Origin of the sequence: Bacillus pacificus (assembly GCF_020861345.1) — a bacterium.
GTDB classification, from domain to species: Bacteria; Bacillota; Bacilli; order Bacillales; family Bacillaceae_G; genus Bacillus_A; species Bacillus_A pacificus.
Window position 1 is genome coordinate 583,377 of record NZ_CP086328.1, and the last position, 18,698, is coordinate 602,074.

23 protein-coding genes and 1 riboswitch are annotated in these 18,698 nt (G+C 37.9%); of the genes, 10 read left to right on the forward strand and 13 right to left on the reverse strand.

The genetic code is table 11. From position 1 onward, the window contains the following. Nucleotides 1-169: 169 nt before the first annotated feature. Nucleotides 170-1,696: a collagen-like protein gene (locus LMD38_RS28790; protein WP_392387682.1), complete on the reverse strand. Its 1,527-nt coding sequence runs from the start codon at nt 1,694-1,696 to the stop codon at nt 170-172. Between LMD38_RS28790 and LMD38_RS03025 the strand changes: the two genes are divergently transcribed. Further along, entirely contained in the window at nt 1,605-1,820 is a 216-nt protein-coding gene (locus tag LMD38_RS03025) for a hypothetical protein (protein WP_262464760.1), read from the forward strand. The two genes, LMD38_RS28790 and LMD38_RS03025, sit on opposite strands and share 92 nt — an antisense overlap. Nucleotides 1,821-2,298: 478 nt before the next feature. Here the strand turns inward: LMD38_RS03025 and LMD38_RS03030 are convergent, their stop codons facing one another. Further along, on the reverse strand, nt 2,299-3,219 hold the full coding sequence (locus tag LMD38_RS03030; RefSeq protein ID WP_016718732.1) for a Nif3-like dinuclear metal center hexameric protein: 921 nt from the start codon (nt 3,217-3,219) through the stop codon (nt 2,299-2,301). A gap of 19 nt (nt 3,220-3,238) precedes the next feature. Continuing rightward, on the reverse strand, nt 3,239-3,442 hold the full coding sequence (locus LMD38_RS03035) for a hypothetical protein (RefSeq protein WP_074567776.1): 204 nt from the start codon (nt 3,440-3,442) through the stop codon (nt 3,239-3,241). A gap of 93 nt (nt 3,443-3,535) precedes the next feature. On the opposite strand from LMD38_RS03035, the gene LMD38_RS03040 reads away from it, so the two are divergent. Next, on the forward strand, nt 3,536-3,859 hold the full coding sequence (locus tag LMD38_RS03040; RefSeq protein ID WP_000289576.1) for an iron-sulfur cluster biosynthesis family protein: 324 nt from the start codon (nt 3,536-3,538) through the stop codon (nt 3,857-3,859). 298 nt (nt 3,860-4,157) lie between these two features. After that, nucleotides 4,158-5,063, forward strand: coding sequence for a DMT family transporter (locus LMD38_RS03045; protein ID WP_016718731.1), 906 nt, complete (start codon nt 4,158-4,160; stop codon nt 5,061-5,063). 28 nt (nt 5,064-5,091) lie between these two features. On the opposite strand, the gene LMD38_RS03050 is transcribed toward LMD38_RS03045, so the two are convergent. Next, a complete protein-coding gene (locus tag LMD38_RS03050; RefSeq protein ID WP_000639044.1) occupies nt 5,092-5,313 on the reverse strand; it encodes a hypothetical protein in 222 nt (73 codons plus the stop codon). 283 nt (nt 5,314-5,596) lie between these two features. Here LMD38_RS03050 and LMD38_RS03055 point away from each other — a divergent pair, with 283 nt between their 5' ends. After that, nucleotides 5,597-5,980, forward strand: a complete 384-nt coding sequence (locus tag LMD38_RS03055) for an ATP synthase subunit I (RefSeq protein ID WP_000624920.1) — start codon at nt 5,597-5,599, stop codon at nt 5,978-5,980. 168 nt (nt 5,981-6,148) lie between these two features. Here LMD38_RS03055 and LMD38_RS03060 read toward each other — a convergent pair whose 3' ends face one another. Next, nucleotides 6,149-6,346 (reverse strand): hypothetical protein, encoded by a 198-nt coding sequence (locus LMD38_RS03060; RefSeq protein WP_014893464.1) that lies wholly within the window; start codon nt 6,344-6,346, stop codon nt 6,149-6,151. Nucleotides 6,347-6,632: 286 nt separating this feature from the next. Further along, a complete protein-coding gene (gene pckA / locus LMD38_RS03065; protein WP_000108802.1) occupies nt 6,633-8,219 on the reverse strand; it encodes a phosphoenolpyruvate carboxykinase (ATP) in 1,587 nt (528 codons plus the stop codon). 228 nt (nt 8,220-8,447) lie between these two features. After that, nucleotides 8,448-8,569: riboswitch (SAM riboswitch) on the forward strand. Nucleotides 8,570-8,738: 169 nt separating this feature from the next. Between pckA and metK the strand changes: the two genes are divergently transcribed. After that, a complete protein-coding gene (gene metK, locus LMD38_RS03070; RefSeq protein ID WP_000163115.1) occupies nt 8,739-9,938 on the forward strand; it encodes a methionine adenosyltransferase in 1,200 nt (399 codons plus the stop codon). Nucleotides 9,939-9,979: 41 nt separating this feature from the next. Here the strand turns inward: metK and LMD38_RS03075 are convergent, their stop codons facing one another. The 3 genes from LMD38_RS03075 to LMD38_RS03085 form a co-directional block, all read right to left on the reverse strand. After that, entirely contained in the window at nt 9,980-10,504 is a 525-nt protein-coding gene (locus LMD38_RS03075; RefSeq protein ID WP_000464115.1) for a GNAT family N-acetyltransferase, read from the reverse strand. Nucleotides 10,505-10,695: 191 nt separating this feature from the next. Then, nucleotides 10,696-10,875: a hypothetical protein gene (locus LMD38_RS03080; RefSeq protein WP_000424805.1), complete on the reverse strand. Its 180-nt coding sequence runs from the start codon at nt 10,873-10,875 to the stop codon at nt 10,696-10,698. 31 nt (nt 10,876-10,906) lie between these two features. Continuing rightward, on the reverse strand, nt 10,907-11,083 hold the full coding sequence (locus LMD38_RS03085; protein WP_011040774.1) for a hypothetical protein: 177 nt from the start codon (nt 11,081-11,083) through the stop codon (nt 10,907-10,909). Nucleotides 11,084-11,183: 100 nt separating this feature from the next. Between LMD38_RS03085 and LMD38_RS03090 the strand changes: the two genes are divergently transcribed. Further along, nucleotides 11,184-11,693 carry a MogA/MoaB family molybdenum cofactor biosynthesis protein gene (locus tag LMD38_RS03090; protein WP_016718727.1) on the forward strand — a complete coding sequence of 170 codons (510 nt, stop codon included), beginning with the start codon at nt 11,184-11,186 and terminating at the stop codon, nt 11,691-11,693. Beyond that, nucleotides 11,690-12,292, forward strand: a complete 603-nt coding sequence (locus tag LMD38_RS03095; RefSeq protein ID WP_061183701.1) for a molybdenum cofactor guanylyltransferase — start codon at nt 11,690-11,692, stop codon at nt 12,290-12,292. The genes LMD38_RS03090 and LMD38_RS03095 overlap by 4 nt, the downstream gene beginning before the upstream one ends. Nucleotides 12,293-12,725: 433 nt before the next feature. On the opposite strand, the gene LMD38_RS03100 is transcribed toward LMD38_RS03095, so the two are convergent. The 3 genes from LMD38_RS03100 to LMD38_RS03110 form a co-directional block, all read right to left on the reverse strand. Next, nucleotides 12,726-13,868: a glycosyltransferase family 4 protein gene (locus tag LMD38_RS03100; RefSeq protein WP_062822623.1), complete on the reverse strand. Its 1,143-nt coding sequence runs from the start codon at nt 13,866-13,868 to the stop codon at nt 12,726-12,728. Between the two features lie 12 nt (nt 13,869-13,880). Then, nucleotides 13,881-14,414, reverse strand: a complete 534-nt coding sequence (locus tag LMD38_RS03105; protein ID WP_016718724.1) for a phosphatase PAP2 family protein — start codon at nt 14,412-14,414, stop codon at nt 13,881-13,883. Between the two features lie 143 nt (nt 14,415-14,557). After that, entirely contained in the window at nt 14,558-15,070 is a 513-nt protein-coding gene (locus tag LMD38_RS03110) for a gamma carbonic anhydrase (RefSeq protein WP_000640209.1), read from the reverse strand. Nucleotides 15,071-15,144: 74 nt separating this feature from the next. Here LMD38_RS03110 and LMD38_RS03115 point away from each other — a divergent pair, with 74 nt between their 5' ends. From LMD38_RS03115 to LMD38_RS03125, 3 genes are read left to right on the forward strand one after another with little or no spacing between them, the layout of a single operon-like run. Beyond that, nucleotides 15,145-15,948 carry an alpha/beta hydrolase gene (locus LMD38_RS03115; RefSeq protein WP_016718723.1) on the forward strand — a complete coding sequence of 268 codons (804 nt, stop codon included), beginning with the start codon at nt 15,145-15,147 and terminating at the stop codon, nt 15,946-15,948. A 37-nt stretch (nt 15,949-15,985) separates the two neighbouring features. Then, nucleotides 15,986-17,050 carry a tetraprenyl-beta-curcumene synthase family protein gene (locus LMD38_RS03120; protein ID WP_001102457.1) on the forward strand — a complete coding sequence of 355 codons (1,065 nt, stop codon included), beginning with the start codon at nt 15,986-15,988 and terminating at the stop codon, nt 17,048-17,050. Nucleotides 17,051-17,110: 60 nt separating this feature from the next. Continuing rightward, nucleotides 17,111-17,323 (forward strand): hypothetical protein, encoded by a 213-nt coding sequence (locus LMD38_RS03125; protein WP_062822626.1) that lies wholly within the window; start codon nt 17,111-17,113, stop codon nt 17,321-17,323. A 36-nt stretch (nt 17,324-17,359) separates the two neighbouring features. Here LMD38_RS03125 and LMD38_RS03130 read toward each other — a convergent pair whose 3' ends face one another. After that, nucleotides 17,360-18,661, reverse strand: a complete 1,302-nt coding sequence (locus tag LMD38_RS03130; protein ID WP_062822627.1) for a PepSY-associated TM helix domain-containing protein — start codon at nt 18,659-18,661, stop codon at nt 17,360-17,362. Nucleotides 18,662-18,698 lie beyond the last annotated feature (37 nt).

The window sequence follows — 18,698 nt, forward strand, 5'->3', positions numbered from 1 at the left end:
CTCCCTTTTTTTTTGAATAAAAATTCGAAATTGTTCACACTATTAGTGCAGCATGCGAAAAAATCCAAAATATGGTTATTTTACAGTGAAAGTATATAATGAACTTGTCTGTTATTTGTTGACCCGAATCTTGGGTCTTTTTTGTGGAATAAATGGTTTTAAGTGTGGGTTATATGTCAGTGATTAGAAAAATAGAATATACAGCACTCGCAGTAATTCCAGGGTTAATATAAAGGGATATAGCATCTCCTCTCGAAACAAGGTTTCCAGTTGTAATACTAGTCCAAGTTACAGTAGCGGGACCTACTGCGGGAGTAGGATTAAATACTTGAATTTGTCCGGAACCAGTATCCGTCGGTTTAATGGAAAATACTATAGTTCCGGTAATTTTGTCTGTGGTAGTTAAAGTAATAGTAGTTAGAATGTAACTGGAAGTAGGAGCAGTGAGGTTTGTAGGGACATTCCTGCAAATATCAATTGTATAAACAGCAGCAGGTAAGTTATTTACATTTATAGACGCCGTAAAACCAACTATACTACCAGATCCAGCAGTGACATACGGAATAACATTGGAGTCAATTCCAGGAGATCCCGCTATACGTTGAAAACCAGCATTTGTTCCTTGAAACACAATACTTTTTGCTGAAGCACTACCAGCGGAGCCAGTGGGTCCAGTACTTCCAGTGATGCCGGTGGGTCCGGTGTTTCCGGTAGATCCGGTGTTTCCGGTAGGTCCAGTATTCCCGGTGGGTCCAGTGATGCCAGTGGGCCCAGTGATGCCAGTGGGTCCAGTGATGCCAGTAGATCCGGTGTTACCAGCAGGTCCGGTGCTCCCGGCAGGTCCAGTATGTCCAGTATTCCCGGTAGGTCCAGTGATGCCGGTGGGTCCAGTGATGCCGGTGGGTCCGGTGCTTCCAGTGGGTCCAGTGTTGCCAGTGGGTCCAGTGATGCCGGTGGGTCCAGTGATGCCGGTAGATCCGGTGATGCCAGTGGGTCCGGTGCTTCCAGTGGACCCAGTGATGCCAGAAGGTCCGGTGCTTCCGGTGGGTCCAGTGATGCCAGTGAATCCGGTGCTTCCAGTGGGTCCAGTATGCCCGGTGGGTCCAGTGATGCCGGTGGATCCGGTGATGCCAGTGGGTCCGGTGCTTCCGGTAGATCCGGTGATGCCAGTGGGTCCAGTGCTTCCAGTAGATCCGGTGTTACCAGAAGGTCCGGTGATGCCAGTAGATCCGGTGCTTCCAGTGGGTCCAGTATTCCCGGTGGATCCAGTGATGCCAGTGGGTCCAGTGATGCCGGTAGATCCGGTGTTACCAGCAGGTCCAGTGCTTCCAGTAGATCCGGTACTCCCAGTAGGTCCAGTGTTCCCGGTAGATCCAGTGCTTCCAGTGGGTCCAGTAGCCCCACTTTCTACTAATACGATATAATCTGGGGATACATTCGGAAATCCTTGAGGTGCATCCTTTTTTACAACATAGCCGCTGCTCGTATAAGTAACAACTTGTCCGGCTTTATAGTTGGGAGCGGCTGCAAGACTAAAGGCGGTAGTACTTTGTAAGCCAGCTCCTGGACCCCCAGTAGCGCCGGTAGCTCCAGTGGGTCCAGTGATGCCGGTAGGTCCGGTGATGCCAGCAGGTCCAGTGCTTCCAGTGGATCCGGTGATGCCGGTGTTACCAGTGATACCAGCAGGTCCAGTGATGCCGGTAGCTCCAGTGGGTCCAGTGCTTCCAGTGGATCCGGTGATGCCAGCAGGTCCGGTGATACCGGTAGATCCGGTGTTACCAGTGGGTCCAGTAGGCCCACTTTCTACTAATACGATATAATCTGGAGATACATTAGGAAATCCTTGAGGTGCATCCTTTTTTACAACATAGCCGCTGCTCGTATAAGTAACAACTTGTCCGGCTTTATAGTTGGGAGCGGCTGCAAGACTAAAGGCGGTAGTACTTTGTAAGCCAGCTCCTGGACCCCCAGTAGCGCCGGTAGCTCCAGTGGGTCCAGTGATGCCGGTAGGTCCGGTGCTTCCAGTGGGTCCAGTATTCCCGTTAGAACCACTGGGGCGTCTGCCGTCGCAACTAAAACAATTACGTGGGTACATGCATGTTCTCCTTTCTATATTTTGAAAATCTAGTTTTTAAAATAGAACTACTATATGTATATTAGGAATTCTATATTTTTGTGTGGTTGATTGTATTGTGTGTTTAGATTTTAACAGTAGGGTGAAAGTGTATTGTATATCGAATTTTTTCTATTTTAAGTTTAGTAAAAAGAGATAGCTAAATTAGCTATCTCTTTAAAAATTTATAACCACCATTTTTCCTGTGGAACCAAAGTAACATCCACTTCAAAATTCTCTTTAAACCAATCATACATCAATGTTTCTTTCACTAAATATTCAGAGGCAGAGTGTGATACACCGATGAGTGACATATTCGTTTCTTTTACGTAATCCATAATGAGCGAGTATTTCTGTTTACCGTAATTATTGTCGATATGGCAATGGATTTCCCCAGTAATATATGCTTCAGCACCTTTTGCTTCTGCTTGTTTCATGAGAGAAACGACATCGCCACATCCCGCAATAATTGCAATTTTTTTGATAGAATCATGTTGTTTACCTTCGAAGTCTGTATAAGGAATATGGAAGAGATTTTTTAGACGCTTTTGGAGTGCTTCTGTGGATGTTTCATCTATTTCACAAATAAGGCCAACTGGCTCTTGTTCTGGGCCTTCATATGCAAAGCCGTCAACTACGTGAGCATGTAAGACTTTTGCAATTGAAATGCTCGTTCCATGCGTTTGATGAATATCCATTGGTCCGTGACATGTATATATAGAAAGTTGTTTTTCTTTTATCGCTTGCAAATATTTTTCAGGTATTGGAATAAAACCACGACCTGATTTTCCAAGCGGATCACCGCATTCCATTACAAGTGGGTGGTGCATAAAAAGTAAATCACCAGATGTGGATTGTGAAATGAATGTTTCAAGAACGTCATTTGTAGGAAAAACAGCTAAAAATACTTTATTTACAGTTTCAGCTCCTCGTATCATAAGACCGTTAAATAGCTCAATAAAATTGGCTTCAAAAAAATTTTGCCATGGAAATGGGATAGGATCATATACGGCCGGGATAAATCGACTAAAGGCACTGTCTTTTCCGTATTTTTCTATTTCGAATAAATGATTGAGTGATTGTTCTATTTCTTTTAAAGTTGGCATGTTATCCTCCTTGAATTAATTAGATGTTTTTGTTTTTCATAGCAAAATAAGAAGCGGATAGAAAACAAATAAAACCTAAAATCCAACCAATAGAAGGAGTATAGGGAAATATATGGTGTAATACTATACCGCTAGAAATAAAAAAGCTACCGAGTAGACCTAGGAAGATGGGGTATCGTAGTAATTTGAGCATGAGTGATACAACCTCCTTTACTACATACATTGTATATTGTTCATAATTTTCTGTATATATCTTTTAAAAAAAATGATGGTACAATATATGAAGGATACGAGAAGAGAGGATGAAGATTAGAGTATGTACGTTACTGTAACAGAAGCAGCATATAAAAAGATTGTGGATACGATTCCAAATGAAGCGAAATATATAAAGTTATTTTACGATAATGAAGGTTGCGGTTGTGTAATGAGCGGAATTATCGATTTAGTAGCTGTAGCAGAAAAAGATGAGCGCGATGTGGATATTGAATCAAGCAAGTTTAGCTTTATCGCAGATCGCACAAAGCTTGTATTTATGGATGATAAGTTAACAGTTGATTGGCATGAAGGTGGAGGGACTTTTCAACTGAAGAGCCCGAGCCAATTTTATAATCCAAATATGAAGTTACATGTTCGAGTGTAGTAAAGGAAAGGTGGTTCCAAAATGTATTTTGGAACCACTTTTTTTATTGAATAAGCTGCTATTTTTGTCGTTTTTTGTTGATAAGTCGATATATTTAAAAAATCGCTGATATAATTCGAGTTGCGCTGATATATTCGAAAAATCGCCGATATAATCGGAGTTACGCTGATATATTCAGAAAATCGCCGATATAATTTCATGTACCAAAACGTTTCATACAATACAAAGGTTTTTTCACATAATGAAATGTACATATGATTGAATTTTCTGTATAATCATATTTGCGGAGGGGATACGCATGAGAAGATGGGGAATTGAATTATTAATTTTAGCAGTCGTTATTATTTGGGGGATTAATTTTACGATTGCGAAATATGGACTTTTAGAATTTACAGCAATTGAATTTACTGCACTTCGGATGATATCAGCGGCACCGCTTATGTTACTCCTTACATTTTTTATTGAAAAGTCGGTTTATATGGAGCGCAAGGATATACCTAGATTAATTATCGTTAGCGTTGTAGGTATTGTACTGTATCAAACGTTATTTATGGAAACTGTAAAATATACATCCGCTACAAATGCCTCTTTACTCATTTCTATTTCACCTATTTTTACAACTGTATTTGCGATTATCTTAAAACAAGAAAAGTTTTCTTCTCGAAAGCTTATCGGTTCAATCATTGCCTTTTGTGGTGCAGCCTTAGTTTTAGTAGCTGGGAATTCACTTGCTAGTTCTTTTTATGGAAATGGGATTGGACTCATTACATCAATATGCTGGGGGCTTTATCCTGTTTTAGCAAGCCCATTAATTAAAAAATATTCAGCGCTACGTGTTACCGCATGGTCAGCACTAGTTGGCGCGATTCCACTCTTGCTTTTAAGTGGACCATACGTATTTATAATGCCATTTCACATTACACATGGAATAACACTATTCGCTTTACTATATTCTATTTTCTTTGTAACAGTGTTCGGTTTAGTGATGTGGTATGTTGGTGTTCAAAAAATTGGAGCGTCACATACGATGGTATATATGTATATAACGCCACTTGTAGCTGTTTTATTTGCAGCTGTATGGGCAAATGAAGATGTATCGTTTCAACAAATAATCGGTGGAATTATTATTTTCTTCGGTTTATGGTTTGTGAAATCGGAGAAAGTAAAAGTGCATTCTACTGCGGGGGAACCTATATCAAAATAGGAAAACAGATCACCTATGATCTGCTTTCCTATTTTTTTATTTTTGGTAAGAATATGAGAAATAAGATAGCAGTAACAAGAGGAATTAAGTTTAAAAATGGAATACGGAAGAGTGTGATAAGAATAATACCTGGAAGAAGGACACCGAGGACAGCGTAGAAAATACTATGGTTTTTCGTGTACCAATACAATGAAAGTCCAATAAGTGCAGGGATAATGAGGTGAATGAGAGCCATTAAAAAATAAATCATTAGACGCCCCCTTTATTTGTGTACTTATTACATCATATCCGTATGTTCATAGATTGATATCAATTTTTTCATAAATGGACGAAAAATGTTTGAAAAAACGTCACAAATTATGAAAATATGATGTTGGAAATCTTGTATAATATTATTTTCTAAAAACATTTAAACAACATAAACATTGTGTTTATGTTGTTTTTTAATTTGAGTGAAATGGGTTTAAGTAGTATGAACTTGAAAGAAGTCTTTCGTTGGATAGATAAAAATTACTGAAGAAGAGGAGAACAGCATGATTAGTATGTCGTTAAGGTCGTTTAAAATTCAATCGTATTATATACTAGGTTTTCTTTTGCTAGGCTGGATGGTAACACCGTTTTCAGCACATTTTTTAGGTGCAGGAATTGGACTTATTGTAAGTATGTATTGCGTGTGGCTTTTAGGGAGACGAATTGAGAAGCTTGGAGATAGTATCGTAAAGAAAACGAAAGCACCGACGCTCGGTATGTTTAATCGTTTTGCGGCTGCTATTTTGGGCGCTATTATTATGTACGAAATTGAGCACCATATGGTTATGTGGGCATTTGCAGTAGGGATTATGGGCGGTTATTTTTTAATCGTCGTTAACTTAGGTTATTATAGTATGAAAGATGAAAAGGAACTAACCAAAAGATAAAAAGCCTCTTTTTAGATGGAATAGAGGATCTAGCGAGGGATATATCCGTAAGTTATATGTGTAAAAATGAATTTACCCTGGAATAAGGGATCCGGCGATGAATAGTACAATAGGAAGCGAAACTTTTCATAAAATACAGGTTTCTGCTTCCAATAAGTTAACATAAAATCACGTAATAGTATGACTTTTATGTTCTTTAAAAAAGTTGGATATAATACAAAAAACTATTCCGATAATTAGAATAATATATTTTATTGTTTCGCTTGTATGCTCAAATACATTAACGTTAAGCATTACAAGTCCCCAAAACATTTGAATCGCTCCGTAACTGAATAAAATTTTTCCTGTACGAGAAAAATTTTTCATAAGCTTCACCCTTTCCTGTATATGTAAATTATAGCATAGGAAACTAAAAACGAATGATTATAAAATGAATTTTCTGTAATTTTATAGGTGACGGTAAGTGATTTATGAGCTAAGTCACTATATAAGATATAGAAAGAAGCTTACGTAAAAAACGTAAGCTTCTTTTTTATGTAAGTGTGTGTAACCGTTAAGCCGCATTGGGTTTTGTCGGTGAGTACGCGAAACTTTACGGTTACACGACACTTATTCATATGAGTAAAGGGTGATTCCAACAGAAAGTTTGTACTTAAGCGATTGGGCCGCCTAAGTTAATAATGTCTTCAGATACGCTGTCGAACTTTTTGAAGTTAGCTTTGAATTCATTTGCAAGTTCGATTGCTTTTGCTTTGTAAGCAGCTTTATCAGCCCAAGTTTGTTCAGGCATTAACACTTCGTCAGGTACACCTGGTACGTGAAGTGGAACTTCAAGACCGAAGATGTCATGTTTAGCTGTTTCAGTTTTCGCAAGTTCACCGTTTAATGCTGCTTGAATCATTGCACGAGTGTAACCTAAGTTCATACGTTTACCAACGCCGTATTCGCCACCAGTCCAGCCAGTGTTTACTAAGAATACTTTCGCATCGTGTTTCTCGATTTTTTCACCAAGCATTTCAGCATAGCGAGATGCATCAAGTGGTAAGAATGGTGAACCGAAGCAAGTTGAGAATGTTGCTTGCGGAGATGTAACACCGCGCTCTGTTCCTGCTAGTTTACTAGTGTAACCACTTAAGAAGTGGTACATAGCTTGTTCTTTTGATAACTTACTGATTGGAGGCAATACGCCAGATGCATCAGCAGTTAAGAAGATAATTGTATTTGGGTGTCCTGCAACACTTGGCAGTACGATATTGTCGATCGCATGCATAGGGTATGCAGCACGAGTATTTTCTGTTAAAGTAGTATCGTTATAGTCTGCGATACGCGTTTGGTCATTAATGATAACGTTTTCTAAAACAGATCCAAATGTGATTGCATCGAAAATTTGTGGTTCTTTCTCGTGAGAAAGGTTTACACATTTCGCGTAGCAACCGCCTTCAATATTGAATACACCGTTATCAGACCAACCGTGCTCATCATCACCGATTAATTTACGGTTTGGATCAGCAGATAATGTTGTTTTACCTGTTCCAGATAAACCGAAGAATAGTGCTACATCGCCTTCTTCACCTACGTTTGCAGAGCAATGCATAGAAAGAATATCTTGTTCAGGTAATAAGAAGTTCATAATAGAGAAGATTGATTTTTTCATTTCTCCAGCGTATTCTGTACCACCAATTAGTACGATACGTTTTTCGAATGAAACCATAATAAATGCTTCAGAGTTTGTGCCGTCAACAGCTGGATCAGCCTTGAAATTCGGTGCAGAAACAATTGTGAACTCTGATTCATGAGTTGTTAATTCTTCTTCAGTTGGACGAATGAATAATTGATGTACAAATAGATTGTGCCATGCATATTCATTAATAACTTGAATTGGTAGGCGGTAATTGCGGTCAGCGCCTGCAAATCCTTTGAAGACGAATAACTCTTCTTTCTCTTTTAAGTATTCTAAAACTTTCGTATATAATTTATTAAAATGTTCTTCAGAAATCGGTTGGTTCACTGCTCCCCAAGCAATTTTGTCAGCAACCGATGCTTCTTTCACAATAAATTTATCTTTAGGAGAACGTCCTGTATATTTTCCAGTTGAAGCAGAAACGGCACCAGTCGAAGTTAATTTCCCTTCATTTCGCATTAATACTTTTTCCACTAATTGCGGAACACTTAGTTGAATCTGTGCATTGCTTCCGTTCAATAATTCGTGTAAACCAATTTGGACATTCACAGTACTCATATTTATATACCATCCTTTTCATTTAATGAAATATTTCTCGTAATCCCCAACAAGAGTATAACACAATTATATAAATAATGTATACTATTTATTTCTTTTTGTTTGTGTGAATGCATTATTTCCTTATTAATATTTCATTTCAGGCGCACTGAGAAAAACTTTCAGGAAAATGTGAATATTAATTGACAAATGAATATCATTTCTTTAGTATAGGTTGGGACGGATACTCTCTTATCCCGAGCTGGCGGAGGGACAGGCCCGATGAAGCCCAGCAACCTCACTTGTATTGGTAAACACAAGTGAATAGGTGCTAAAACCTGTGCGAGGCTACAGGTCTCGAACGATAAGAGCGAAGGGCAAAAAGCAGTATGCAAGTAGCAAATTAAACCTTTCCTCTCTATTATGTAGGAAAGGTTTTTCTGTATGCTTGTGTGGGAGAATAAATGTATGTCGCAATCTGTGGCAAATTAAGGATGAGTTCCGTACAATATATACAATTACTGTAGGGAGGTTTACCACATGACAAAAAAACGTCATCTGTTCACATCTGAGTCTGTAACTGAAGGACATCCAGATAAAATTTGTGACCAAATTTCTGATTCAATTTTAGATGCGATCTTATCAAAAGACGCAAATGCACGTGTAGCTTGTGAAACAACTGTAACAACTGGTTTAGTATTGGTAGCGGGGGAAATTACGACTTCTACTTACGTAGATATTCCAAAAATCGTTCGTGAAACAATTCAAGGCATTGGTTACACACGCGCAAAATACGGATTCGATGCAGAAACTTGTGCAGTTTTAACATCTATCGATGAGCAATCTGCTGACATCGCTATGGGTGTTGACCAAGCGCTAGAAGCACGCGAAGGTCAAATGACTGACGCTGAGATTGAGGCAATTGGTGCAGGAGACCAAGGTTTAATGTTTGGTTTCGCATGTAATGAAACACAAGAGTTAATGCCACTTCCAATCTCGCTTGCTCACAAATTAGCTCGCCGTTTAACTGAAGTACGTAAAGATGATACATTATCATACCTACGTCCGGATGGAAAAACGCAAGTTACAGTTGAGTATGATGAAAATGGTAAACCAGTACGTGTTGATACTATCGTAATTTCTACACAACATCACCCAGATGTTACATGGGAAGAAATCGATCGCGACTTAAAAGAGCACGTAATTAAAGCTGTAGTACCAGCAGAATTAATCGATGGAGAAACAAAATTCTTCATTAACCCAACTGGCCGCTTCGTAATTGGTGGACCACAAGGTGATGCTGGTTTAACAGGACGTAAAATCATCGTTGATACTTACGGTGGATACGCTCGCCACGGTGGCGGTGCATTCTCTGGTAAAGATGCAACAAAAGTTGACCGTTCTGCAGCATATGCAGCTCGTTATGTTGCGAAAAACATCGTAGCAGCTGGTCTTGCTGAAAAAGCAGAAGTACAACTTGCATACGCAATCGGTGTAGCACAACCAGTATCAATTTCAGTTGATACATTCGGCACTGGTAAAGTATCTGAAGACGTATTAGTAGAACTAGTTCGTAACAACTTCGATCTTCGCCCAGCTGGTATTATTAAAATGCTAGACTTACGTCGCCCAATTTACAAACAAACAGCAGCTTACGGCCACTTCGGACGTACTGATGTAGATTTATCATGGGAACGTACAGACAAAGCTGCAGCTTTAAAAGAGCAAGCTGGTCTATAATATATGAAAAAAAGCTTTGCGCGGTGAGTGCAAAGCTTTTTTTATTTATAATTACGTTGGAATAAAGCGAAGAGTTCAATGTCATGCCAAGTGCCGTTGCGGAATATAGCTTCTTTACAAGTTCCTTCATGTTGAAAACCGAGTGATTTATATAATTTAATTGCTCTATCGTTAAAAGAAAATACTCGTAAAGAAAGGCGATGTAAATTTAATTCTAAAAATGCATAATTCAATAATAAGGTGAAAGCTTCCTTCCCATAACCTTGCCCCCAGTAATCCTTTTTACCAATATCAATAATGCATTCAGCGTTTCGATTATACGAATCAATATGAATTAAAGAAGTAATGCCAATTGGAAGGTTCGTAGCTTTTTCTTCAATGATATAGCTCTTAGCGTTTGGAGAATGAATAAATTGCTGGCAAAGTTTTTCTGTATCTTGAAAGGAATATTTATCAAGGTTAAGTGTAGTTGAACTCATAACGTCTATATCATTATGCCATTTATAATACGTTAGAATATCATCTTCGGAAAACTTTCGTAACTGGATACGGTTTGATTCAAACAATATAAGCCCACCTTTTGTATTTACTAGTTTTTGTTCATTATTTCAATACACGAGCTACAATAAATGTGTCCTTCTAGTTCAATATATTTTCTTATATTAGTCATACCACTTGGCGGAAATGGCATATGAATCCACGCTTTTTCATACGTTTTTATTTCTTTCCCGCATGATTTACAAAGGATTATATATAATCAGCCTTTCATTTGACGTGCTTTGCCCGCGCAAAAAGCACTGCTTAGTAAAAATAGTGTTGCAAATATAATGCTCACCAATGTCGCGTATGGGATTGCTCCTTTTAAGGAAAAGCCGACAGTGATGGAAGCGACGAATAAGAGGATGAATGTTGTTGTTAATTTTTTGTATAGTTCCATAATGAATCTCCTTTTTAAGAAGTATATAGTGTCATCTATCTGATACATATGTGGAAACTATTCCTGTAGAGTGAGTAATACCACCATCAGGCATAATAGCATACAATTTTAAAAAGTTAATATCGAACCCGTAAGCGATGCATTGAAAAAGGGATAATATAATTAAGAATGGTATAATGGGTACGTATCGTTTTATATTTTGAATCATGAAAAGCTCCTTTATATGGATAAATATACTTATATTGTATCATGTTGAATTCTTTGATTCATACATAATTTTACAATGAAATGAAAGGAAAGATAAAAAAATGAGCGTAACCGAACATAAAAAACAAGCACCAAAAGAAGTGCGTTGTAAGATCATAACGATTTCCGATACACGTACAGAAGAGACAGATAAGAGCGGACAACTATTACATGAATTGTTAAAAGAAGCAGGGCATACAGTGACTTCTTATGAAATTGTAAAAGATGATAAAGAAAGTATTCAGCAAGCAGTTTTAGATGGTTATCATAGAGAAGATGTAGATGTTGTATTAACAAATGGCGGTACTGGCATTACGAAACGCGATGTGACGATTGAAGCAGTATCAGCGTTATTACATAAAGAAATTGTTGGATTTGGTGAGTTGTTCCGCATGATTAGTTATTTAGAAGATATCGGAAGCAGCGCAATGTTAAGTAGAGCGATTGGTGGTACAATTGGGCGCAAAGTAGTCTTCTCGATGCCAGGATCTAGCGGCGCAGTTCGTCTTGCGATGAATAAATTAATTTTACCAGAATTAGGTCATATTACATTTGAGTTGCATCGCCAATGAGTAAGTGGGCTGGAATTGTATTAGCGGGCGGTATGTCGAGTAGATTCGGTGAGCCGAAAGCATTAGCAAGCTGGCAAGGGAGTACGTTTATTGAGCATATTTTGAAAGTGATGACAAGTGCGCTCCAAGAAGTTGTAGTCATTAGTCATTCTCATATAAAAGAGCGAGTAGAGCAATTCGTACAAGTTCCTGTTATCGAAGATATTCCGCATTATAAAGGGGACGGACCACTTGCTGGAATTGTATCAGGAATGGAATATATAGAAGCAGATTGGTACGCTATTATGCCATGTGATGCGCCAAATGTTTCGCAAGAATGGTTTACCATTTTGCTCGAGCAAACGAGCAAGGAATACGATGCGGTTGTACCTATTATTAATGGAAGGAAACAACCGTTACTTGCGGCGTATCATAACCGCGTGAAAGAAAAGATTTATGCTTTGCTTCAGGAAGAAAAAAGAAGTATGGGTCAGCTTTTATCACAATGTAATGTGAAATATATTGCTGGTGAAGATGTACAAGCAAATGCGGATTGGTTTATAAATGTGAATACGAAAGAAGAATATGTGCAGGCTCAAAAAGACCTTTCAAATGAATGAAAGGTTTTTTGGTATACAGAAATTGGGGAACAATTACTGTATAAAGGTATGTGAGTAAGTTGATTTTAAGGGGAATTTCTTAAAATCACTATACAGTTAAAATACCGTATAACCATATTTTAATTTTTATGGGTTTTTATTACAAGTCTATTTAGTTATGTTTATTTTTGTTATAATGAATATAGGGATAATGTGATATTTCACCTTGTGTATTATTTATCCGACTTTAATGGGCAGTAAGACCCCCACCTCAAAATTCAGGAAAAGCAAAGAAGTTAGGTGGGGGGCGGGCTGCCCATAAAAGTCCGATTGGTTCAACTAATAATCAGTGGGGGATGAAGAAAACCCCCACTGATTAAAGTTTCACTTTATTTAAGTAAAGTTTACAACTGTGTAATAAACTCCCTTCGTTTTTTGAAGGGAGTTTTTCTATTTAAGCAAGTAACTCTGATGCGTTATGTTGAAGGACTTCTTCATATTGGTTAAGCAAGTCACGAAAGATCTCATCCCAGCTTTTTGATTTCGCATAAGATGAAGCTGCTATTCCCATCTGCTCCAGTTTTTCTTCATTTTGTAATAAAGAATAAATGGATGATAGAAATGCGTCCTCATTTTTGGGCGGACAAAGAACCCCCGTTTTTCCATCTGTAATAATATTTTTAACCCCGCCACTATTTGCACCGATGACAGGTGTGCCGCATGCAAGCGATTCAAGTACGACATTTCCAAATGTTTCAGTAGTTGATGGAAATACCATCAAGTTAGAACAAGCATATGCTTCAGCTAAATCGGCCCCTTGTAAATAGCCAGTAAACGTGACATTTGTTTTCGGAACAGCTTCACGCAAATTTGTTGCTAGAGGACCGTCTCCTGCAATGAGCCAATGAATATCGTTTCGAGTATGCGTTGATTTAACGATAAGATTTTGCAACGTATCAATATCTTTCTCAGGAGCAATCCGTCCAATATAGGAAAGGACGTACTTCGCTGTAATATTATATTTTTTTCGGAATAGGTCTGTATTGTAAGCTGGATGAAAGAGATTGCAATCTACACCACGTCCCCATATGGAGAGGGCCTGAAAGCCTTTATGTTTTAATTGATGTAATGTTTCAGGGGATGGAACGAAATTTTTTTGCATATGACTATGAAACCATTTTAAATAGTTCCAAAGCATATTGGAGAGAAATTCGATTTTGTAATAACGTAAATAAGCATCGAAATCAGTATGATAAGAACCGACAACTGGTATGTTTAACTTTTTTGCATAATACAATCCACAAAGTCCCATGTTGAAAGGTGTAGCAATGTGAATCATGTCAGGTTTAAAGGAAAGAAGTTCTCGTTTAATGCGCGGAGTAGGAAAAGAAAAGCGACATTCTGGATATAATATTGTTAACGGGATACTTCTCATCTTGTTCACATTCGCTACGAAATTATCTTCAGCTGTATGCTGAGGAGCGAAAACAGAATAGGCGATTTTTTCTTTCTGAAAATATCGTGTTAACCGCTCTAACGTTTTCGCAACCCCGTTCACTTGTGGGGTAAAAGTATCGGTAAAAATGGCGACTCTCATCATATCACTCCTTTATGTGAAAAGTGGGATGAATTGATAAAAAGAGATGATGCCAGAGCAAGTGCCGAGGCACATACCGACGAATACATCAGACGGATAGTGAAGCCCTAAATAAATGCGCGAAATACCAACGCATAATGCTAACGGTAATAGGAAAATAAGTAAGCTTGGATTATAGCAAATAAATGGAATAAAGACAGAGAAAACAGCTGTTGTGTGACCAGACGGGAAAGAGTGGTCTTGTAATGGATGGACTGGATATTTTGCATCCTGAATTGTTAAATAAGGACGTTTTCGTGGATACCATCTTTTTAATATTTGCACAGGGACATGGCTAATTGCTAACGAAATAGCAGTTGCAATTGCAGCTTGGTGCAAAGTTCCATCTGCGAAAATTAAAAAGAACAGTGTGAGTGCGATGGAGAAAGTCGCGCCACCGATATGAGTAATATTGCTGAAAAAGACGTTTAACGTTTTTTGATCAAAGTATCGGTTAATTCCTTTGAAAATGTAACATTCTATTTTATACAGTCCACTGACCTTCATGAAAATTCTCCTCCCTCGTTTACATATATATGGAGATATTAGCTTTTATTTTAATAAGATTTTGTTGAGGGAGTAATAATGTTTTGTAAAGAAAAAGTTAGATTTTATATAAAAAAGCTGCCAGTGTTATGGCAGCAGTAAAATCATTTTTGTAGTGATTTATAATATTGACCTTTTTCAACGTATTGCGTGCGAATTCGCTCCATGTCTTTACGGTCTTCCTCTGTTAATTCACGAACGACTTTCGCTGGACGACCGAAAGCTAACGTGTTCGGCGGGATTTTCTTTCCTTGTGAAACGAGGCTGCCAGCACCGATAAAGGCTCCTTCGCCAATTTCAGCACCATCTAATATAATAGATCCCATTCCAATTAAAGCATCTTTTTTAATATGACAGCTATGTAAAATAACTTGATGCCCAACTGTAACGTCATCTTCTAAAATAAGAGGATACTGTGGGCTTTGGTGGAGTGTACATTGATCTTGTACATTTACCCGGTCTCCGATGATTGTTGGTGAAACATCGCCGCGTATGACTGTATTAAACCAAATACTTGATTCTTCGCCAACGGAAACATCACCTGTAATGGTAACGTAGTCAGCGATAAAAGCACTACTCGCAATTTTCGGATTTTTTTCTTTATAAGGATATATCATGTAAAGCCTTCCTTTCCTAGAGACTAGTTTCAGTGTATCAAATTATGAAAAAGAGTGAAATGGAGGAGGTTCGTATGTGGAATTACGAAGCGGAGGAAGCAAAGGCTGTAATCGTTATTGTGCATGGAGCGATGGAATATCACGGACGTTATGAAGCCGTTGCGGAAATGTGGAATCATAACGGCTACCACGTTGTGATGGGAGACCTTCCGTCACATGGAACGACTTCAAGAAATAGAGGACATATTGATTCATTTGATGAATACATAGAGGAAGTTAAATTATGGGTGAAAGAGGCAAGAAAGTATAGGTTGCCTATCTTTTTATTTGGTCATAGTATGGGTGGTCTTATCGTCATTCGTATGATGCAAGAAACGAAGAGAGAAGATGTAGACGGTATTATTTTAAGTTCGCCATGTTTAGGCGTATTAGCTGGACCTTCTGCACCGCTGCAAGCTGCCTCAAAAATATTAAATATTATCGCACCAAAATTGCAATTTGCAACGAATCTTACAGTGGAAATGTCAACTCGTAATCATGAAGTGAGAGATGCGATGGAGAATGATTCATTGTTCTTGCGCAAAGTATCAGTACGTTGGTATAGTGAATTGATTAAGTCTATCGAAATTGCCCATAAGAAAATAGATGATTTTCCAGATGTTCCGCTCTTGCTAATGCAAGCATGTGAGGATAAACTTGTAGATAAAACACGTGTCCGCACTTGGTTTGATAATGTTAAAATAAGTGATAAGGCTTTTAAAGAATGGCCGAATTGTTATCATGAGTTATTAAATGAGTATGAGCGTGATGAAATTTTGAATTATATTCAGGCATTTACTGAAATACGCATCAATAACATAATAGAAACAAATAAGTAAATTATTTGTACATTGAATAGAGGAGATGAAGGAAGAAGTGAACGTACCGAGTAATCCCATAACGCTCATGGCGAAAGTATACCGTGATGTGTTTCCGGTTGTACACCATGAGCTAGCGATGTGGAAAGAGCGTGCCTACCATATTCCGAATGATGAGCTTCATAGTCAGGCAATCGCAAGTATTGAGCATAAAACGTTTCATTGCGAAGGCGGTGGTATTTTAGCGCTATTAGCAAATGAACACCGAGAGGAATGTATTCGTTTTATCGTAGCGTATCAAACGATCAGCGACTATTTAGATAATTTATGTGATCGCAGTACATCACTTGATCCAAATGATTTTGCCGCGTTGCATGAATCTATGTTAATGGCATTATCACCTGAAGTAGAAGGTGGCGGTAATTATTATCGCTATCGTGATGATCAAGATGATGGTGGTTATTTAGACGAACTTGTTGAAACATGCCAAGATGTTTTAAAGAAAACGAAGCACTATGACAAAATTGCTCCTATTCTTCATGAACTTGCTTGTTATTATTGTGATTTGCAAATTCATAAACATGTAAAATTAGAAGAAAGAGAACCACGATTACAAACATGGTTTGAAGCGCATAAAGAAAACTTACCGGAGATGAGTTGGTTTGAATTTTCAGCATGTGCTGGTTCTACACTTGGAATCTTCTGTCTTGTCGCATATGCCTTCCATGATGAATTACATGATGAAGATATTGCGAAAATTAGACAAGGGTACTTCCCTTACGTACAAGGACTTCATATTTTACTTGATTATTTCATTGATCAAGAAGAAGACCGTATAGGTGGAGATTTAAATTTCTGTAGTTATTACGAAAACGAGCAAGTGATATTAGATCGTATGAAACATTTTGTAGAAGAAGCAGAGAAGAGCATTGGTGACTTGCCTCATGCGAAGTTTCATCGCCTTATAAGCCGAGGATTACTTGGTATTTATTTATCAGATCAAAAAGTATCAGCACAAAAGAATATGCACAAAATGGCACGGCGCATTGTAAAATACGGGGGGCTCACTTCACGATTCTTCTATTGGAACGGGAAGATGTACCGAAAGAAAACAGCGCAGTGATGAAGAAAACCACTCATGTAGAGTGGTTTTTTGTTATAATATGGTAAAAGTGGTGGCGAAATGAAGCAATTGTTTCAAAAGCTATATGACCATATTGAAATAACATTACTCGTGCTACTTTCCGTTTCATTTGTAACTGGAATGTATATGATGATGAATAGGCCAAGTGGTCCTACTATGATGGATTATGTAGCCCAAGTTATTATTGCATTGATTATTATAGTAGATATTATCTTTTTAATAAGTGGTAGAAAAAAAGAAAATAGTAAATAAAAAGCATTTGTACACGGTAGTACAAATGCTTTTTCATTATGAGCGTATTTTTGAAAATACATATATAAGAAGTTCAATCGCAAAAATAACTAACACAGATAGTCCAAATAAAGGCATGACAGCGCCTAGTATAACCATCATGATAAAGAAAACGATTATGCTTTTCTTATCTCTTTGCTTTGGCGGTGCTGCTAATTTTCCTTTCGGTTTTCTTGCTAACCACATTTTTACTCCGTAATAAATGAGAAGTAATAAAGATAATGTCGTTAGTAAGCATAATATTTTATTGGGCCATCCGAATAAATGACCTTCGTGAAGCGGGATACCGTAAGTGAACCATTGTGCAAATAAGCCATAATCACGATAGTCCGTTTTGGAAATAAGTTCTCCGCTATATTGATCAAAGTAAGCTGTTATTTCTTCATTTGGTGCCACATCCATGCCCGTAATACCAGAACCGCTTGATTTCGAAACGGTGAATACACCTTTCGGATCAGTTGGTAGTGAAATAACGTATGGCTTCTTTATTTCAATTCCTTTTTGTAATGTATCAACTGAAATTGCTTTTGGCTCATTCGAATTCGATTCAGGAGGAGCTTCTTTTCTAGTTGCCCACGGCAATTCTTTTACCTTTGATTCAGGCGGTGCCATATACAACTTTGGATATCCGATCGATTCATTCGACGATGCAATTTTATAAATTTGGTTACCCATAAATCCTGACCATGGCAATCCAGATGCAACTAACAAAACGAGAGGAATTGTAAATATAATACCGATAATAGAATGACGTCGTTTTGCTTTTTCTCGCTTATTGGATGCCGGTGTGTTTTTGAATTGGCGTATACTCATATAGAGCCCAGTAGCAATTAAGAAGATTGTCCAACATGCCGCAAGTTCTACAGTATAGTTGACAACAGTGCCACCAACTAAAAGAGAACTATGTAATTCTCGCATGACATTGGCAAACGTTTCACTTGCGTTTTGATCTCCGACAATTTGATTATTACTATCTAAATACACATACTTTTGTTGTCCAGTATACTCATTTGCAATCGTAAGTCTCGTATTGTAATCCCCATTAAACTCACTAATTTTCGCCACACTATAATGTGGATATTTTTTCTCTGTTAAGGAAATAGAATCAGCCATCGAAATAGATTCTGTTTGAGCACTCTTCCCAAAATATAAATCTTTATAGATGAAATCCTCAACCTCTTCCCGAAATAAATACCCAATTCCGCTCAGTGACAACGTAATAAGAAGCGGTGTAATAAAAAGCCCAGCATAAAAATGCCAACGCCAAAAAATGTAATGAAGCGAACGATTTACTTTCATACTTTCAGTTCCCCTAACCTTCCCTATATGAATAACT

Coding starts and splice junctions, on each gene's coding strand:
- LMD38_RS03025 (WP_262464760.1), top strand. CDS start 1,605: ATGCCGGTAGGTCCGGTGATGCCAGCAGGTCCAGTGCTTCCAGTGGAT.
- LMD38_RS03030 (WP_016718732.1), bottom strand. CDS start 3,219: ATGCCAACTTTAAAAGAAATAGAACAATCACTCAATCATTTATTCGAA.
- LMD38_RS03035 (WP_074567776.1), bottom strand. CDS start 3,442: ATGTATGTAGTAAAGGAGGTTGTATCACTCATGCTCAAATTACTACGA.
- LMD38_RS03040 (WP_000289576.1), top strand. CDS start 3,536: ATGTACGTTACTGTAACAGAAGCAGCATATAAAAAGATTGTGGATACG.
- LMD38_RS03045 (WP_016718731.1), top strand. CDS start 4,158: ATGAGAAGATGGGGAATTGAATTATTAATTTTAGCAGTCGTTATTATT.
- LMD38_RS03050 (WP_000639044.1), bottom strand. CDS start 5,313: ATGATTTATTTTTTAATGGCTCTCATTCACCTCATTATCCCTGCACTT.
- LMD38_RS03055 (WP_000624920.1), top strand. CDS start 5,597: ATGATTAGTATGTCGTTAAGGTCGTTTAAAATTCAATCGTATTATATA.
- LMD38_RS03060 (WP_014893464.1), bottom strand. CDS start 6,346: ATGAAAAATTTTTCTCGTACAGGAAAAATTTTATTCAGTTACGGAGCG.
- pckA (WP_000108802.1), bottom strand. CDS start 8,219: ATGAGTACTGTGAATGTCCAAATTGGTTTACACGAATTATTGAACGGA.
- metK (WP_000163115.1), top strand. CDS start 8,739: ATGACAAAAAAACGTCATCTGTTCACATCTGAGTCTGTAACTGAAGGA.
- LMD38_RS03080 (WP_000424805.1), bottom strand. CDS start 10,875: ATGGAACTATACAAAAAATTAACAACAACATTCATCCTCTTATTCGTC.
- LMD38_RS03085 (WP_011040774.1), bottom strand. CDS start 11,083: ATGATTCAAAATATAAAACGATACGTACCCATTATACCATTCTTAATT.
- LMD38_RS03090 (WP_016718727.1), top strand. CDS start 11,184: ATGAGCGTAACCGAACATAAAAAACAAGCACCAAAAGAAGTGCGTTGT.
- LMD38_RS03095 (WP_061183701.1), top strand. CDS start 11,690: ATGAGTAAGTGGGCTGGAATTGTATTAGCGGGCGGTATGTCGAGTAGA.
- LMD38_RS03100 (WP_062822623.1), bottom strand. CDS start 13,868: ATGAGAGTCGCCATTTTTACCGATACTTTTACCCCACAAGTGAACGGG.
- LMD38_RS03105 (WP_016718724.1), bottom strand. CDS start 14,414: ATGAAGGTCAGTGGACTGTATAAAATAGAATGTTACATTTTCAAAGGA.
- LMD38_RS03110 (WP_000640209.1), bottom strand. CDS start 15,070: ATGATATATCCTTATAAAGAAAAAAATCCGAAAATTGCGAGTAGTGCT.
- LMD38_RS03115 (WP_016718723.1), top strand. CDS start 15,145: ATGTGGAATTACGAAGCGGAGGAAGCAAAGGCTGTAATCGTTATTGTG.
- LMD38_RS03125 (WP_062822626.1), top strand. CDS start 17,111: ATGAAGCAATTGTTTCAAAAGCTATATGACCATATTGAAATAACATTA.
- LMD38_RS03130 (WP_062822627.1), bottom strand. CDS start 18,661: ATGAAAGTAAATCGTTCGCTTCATTACATTTTTTGGCGTTGGCATTTT.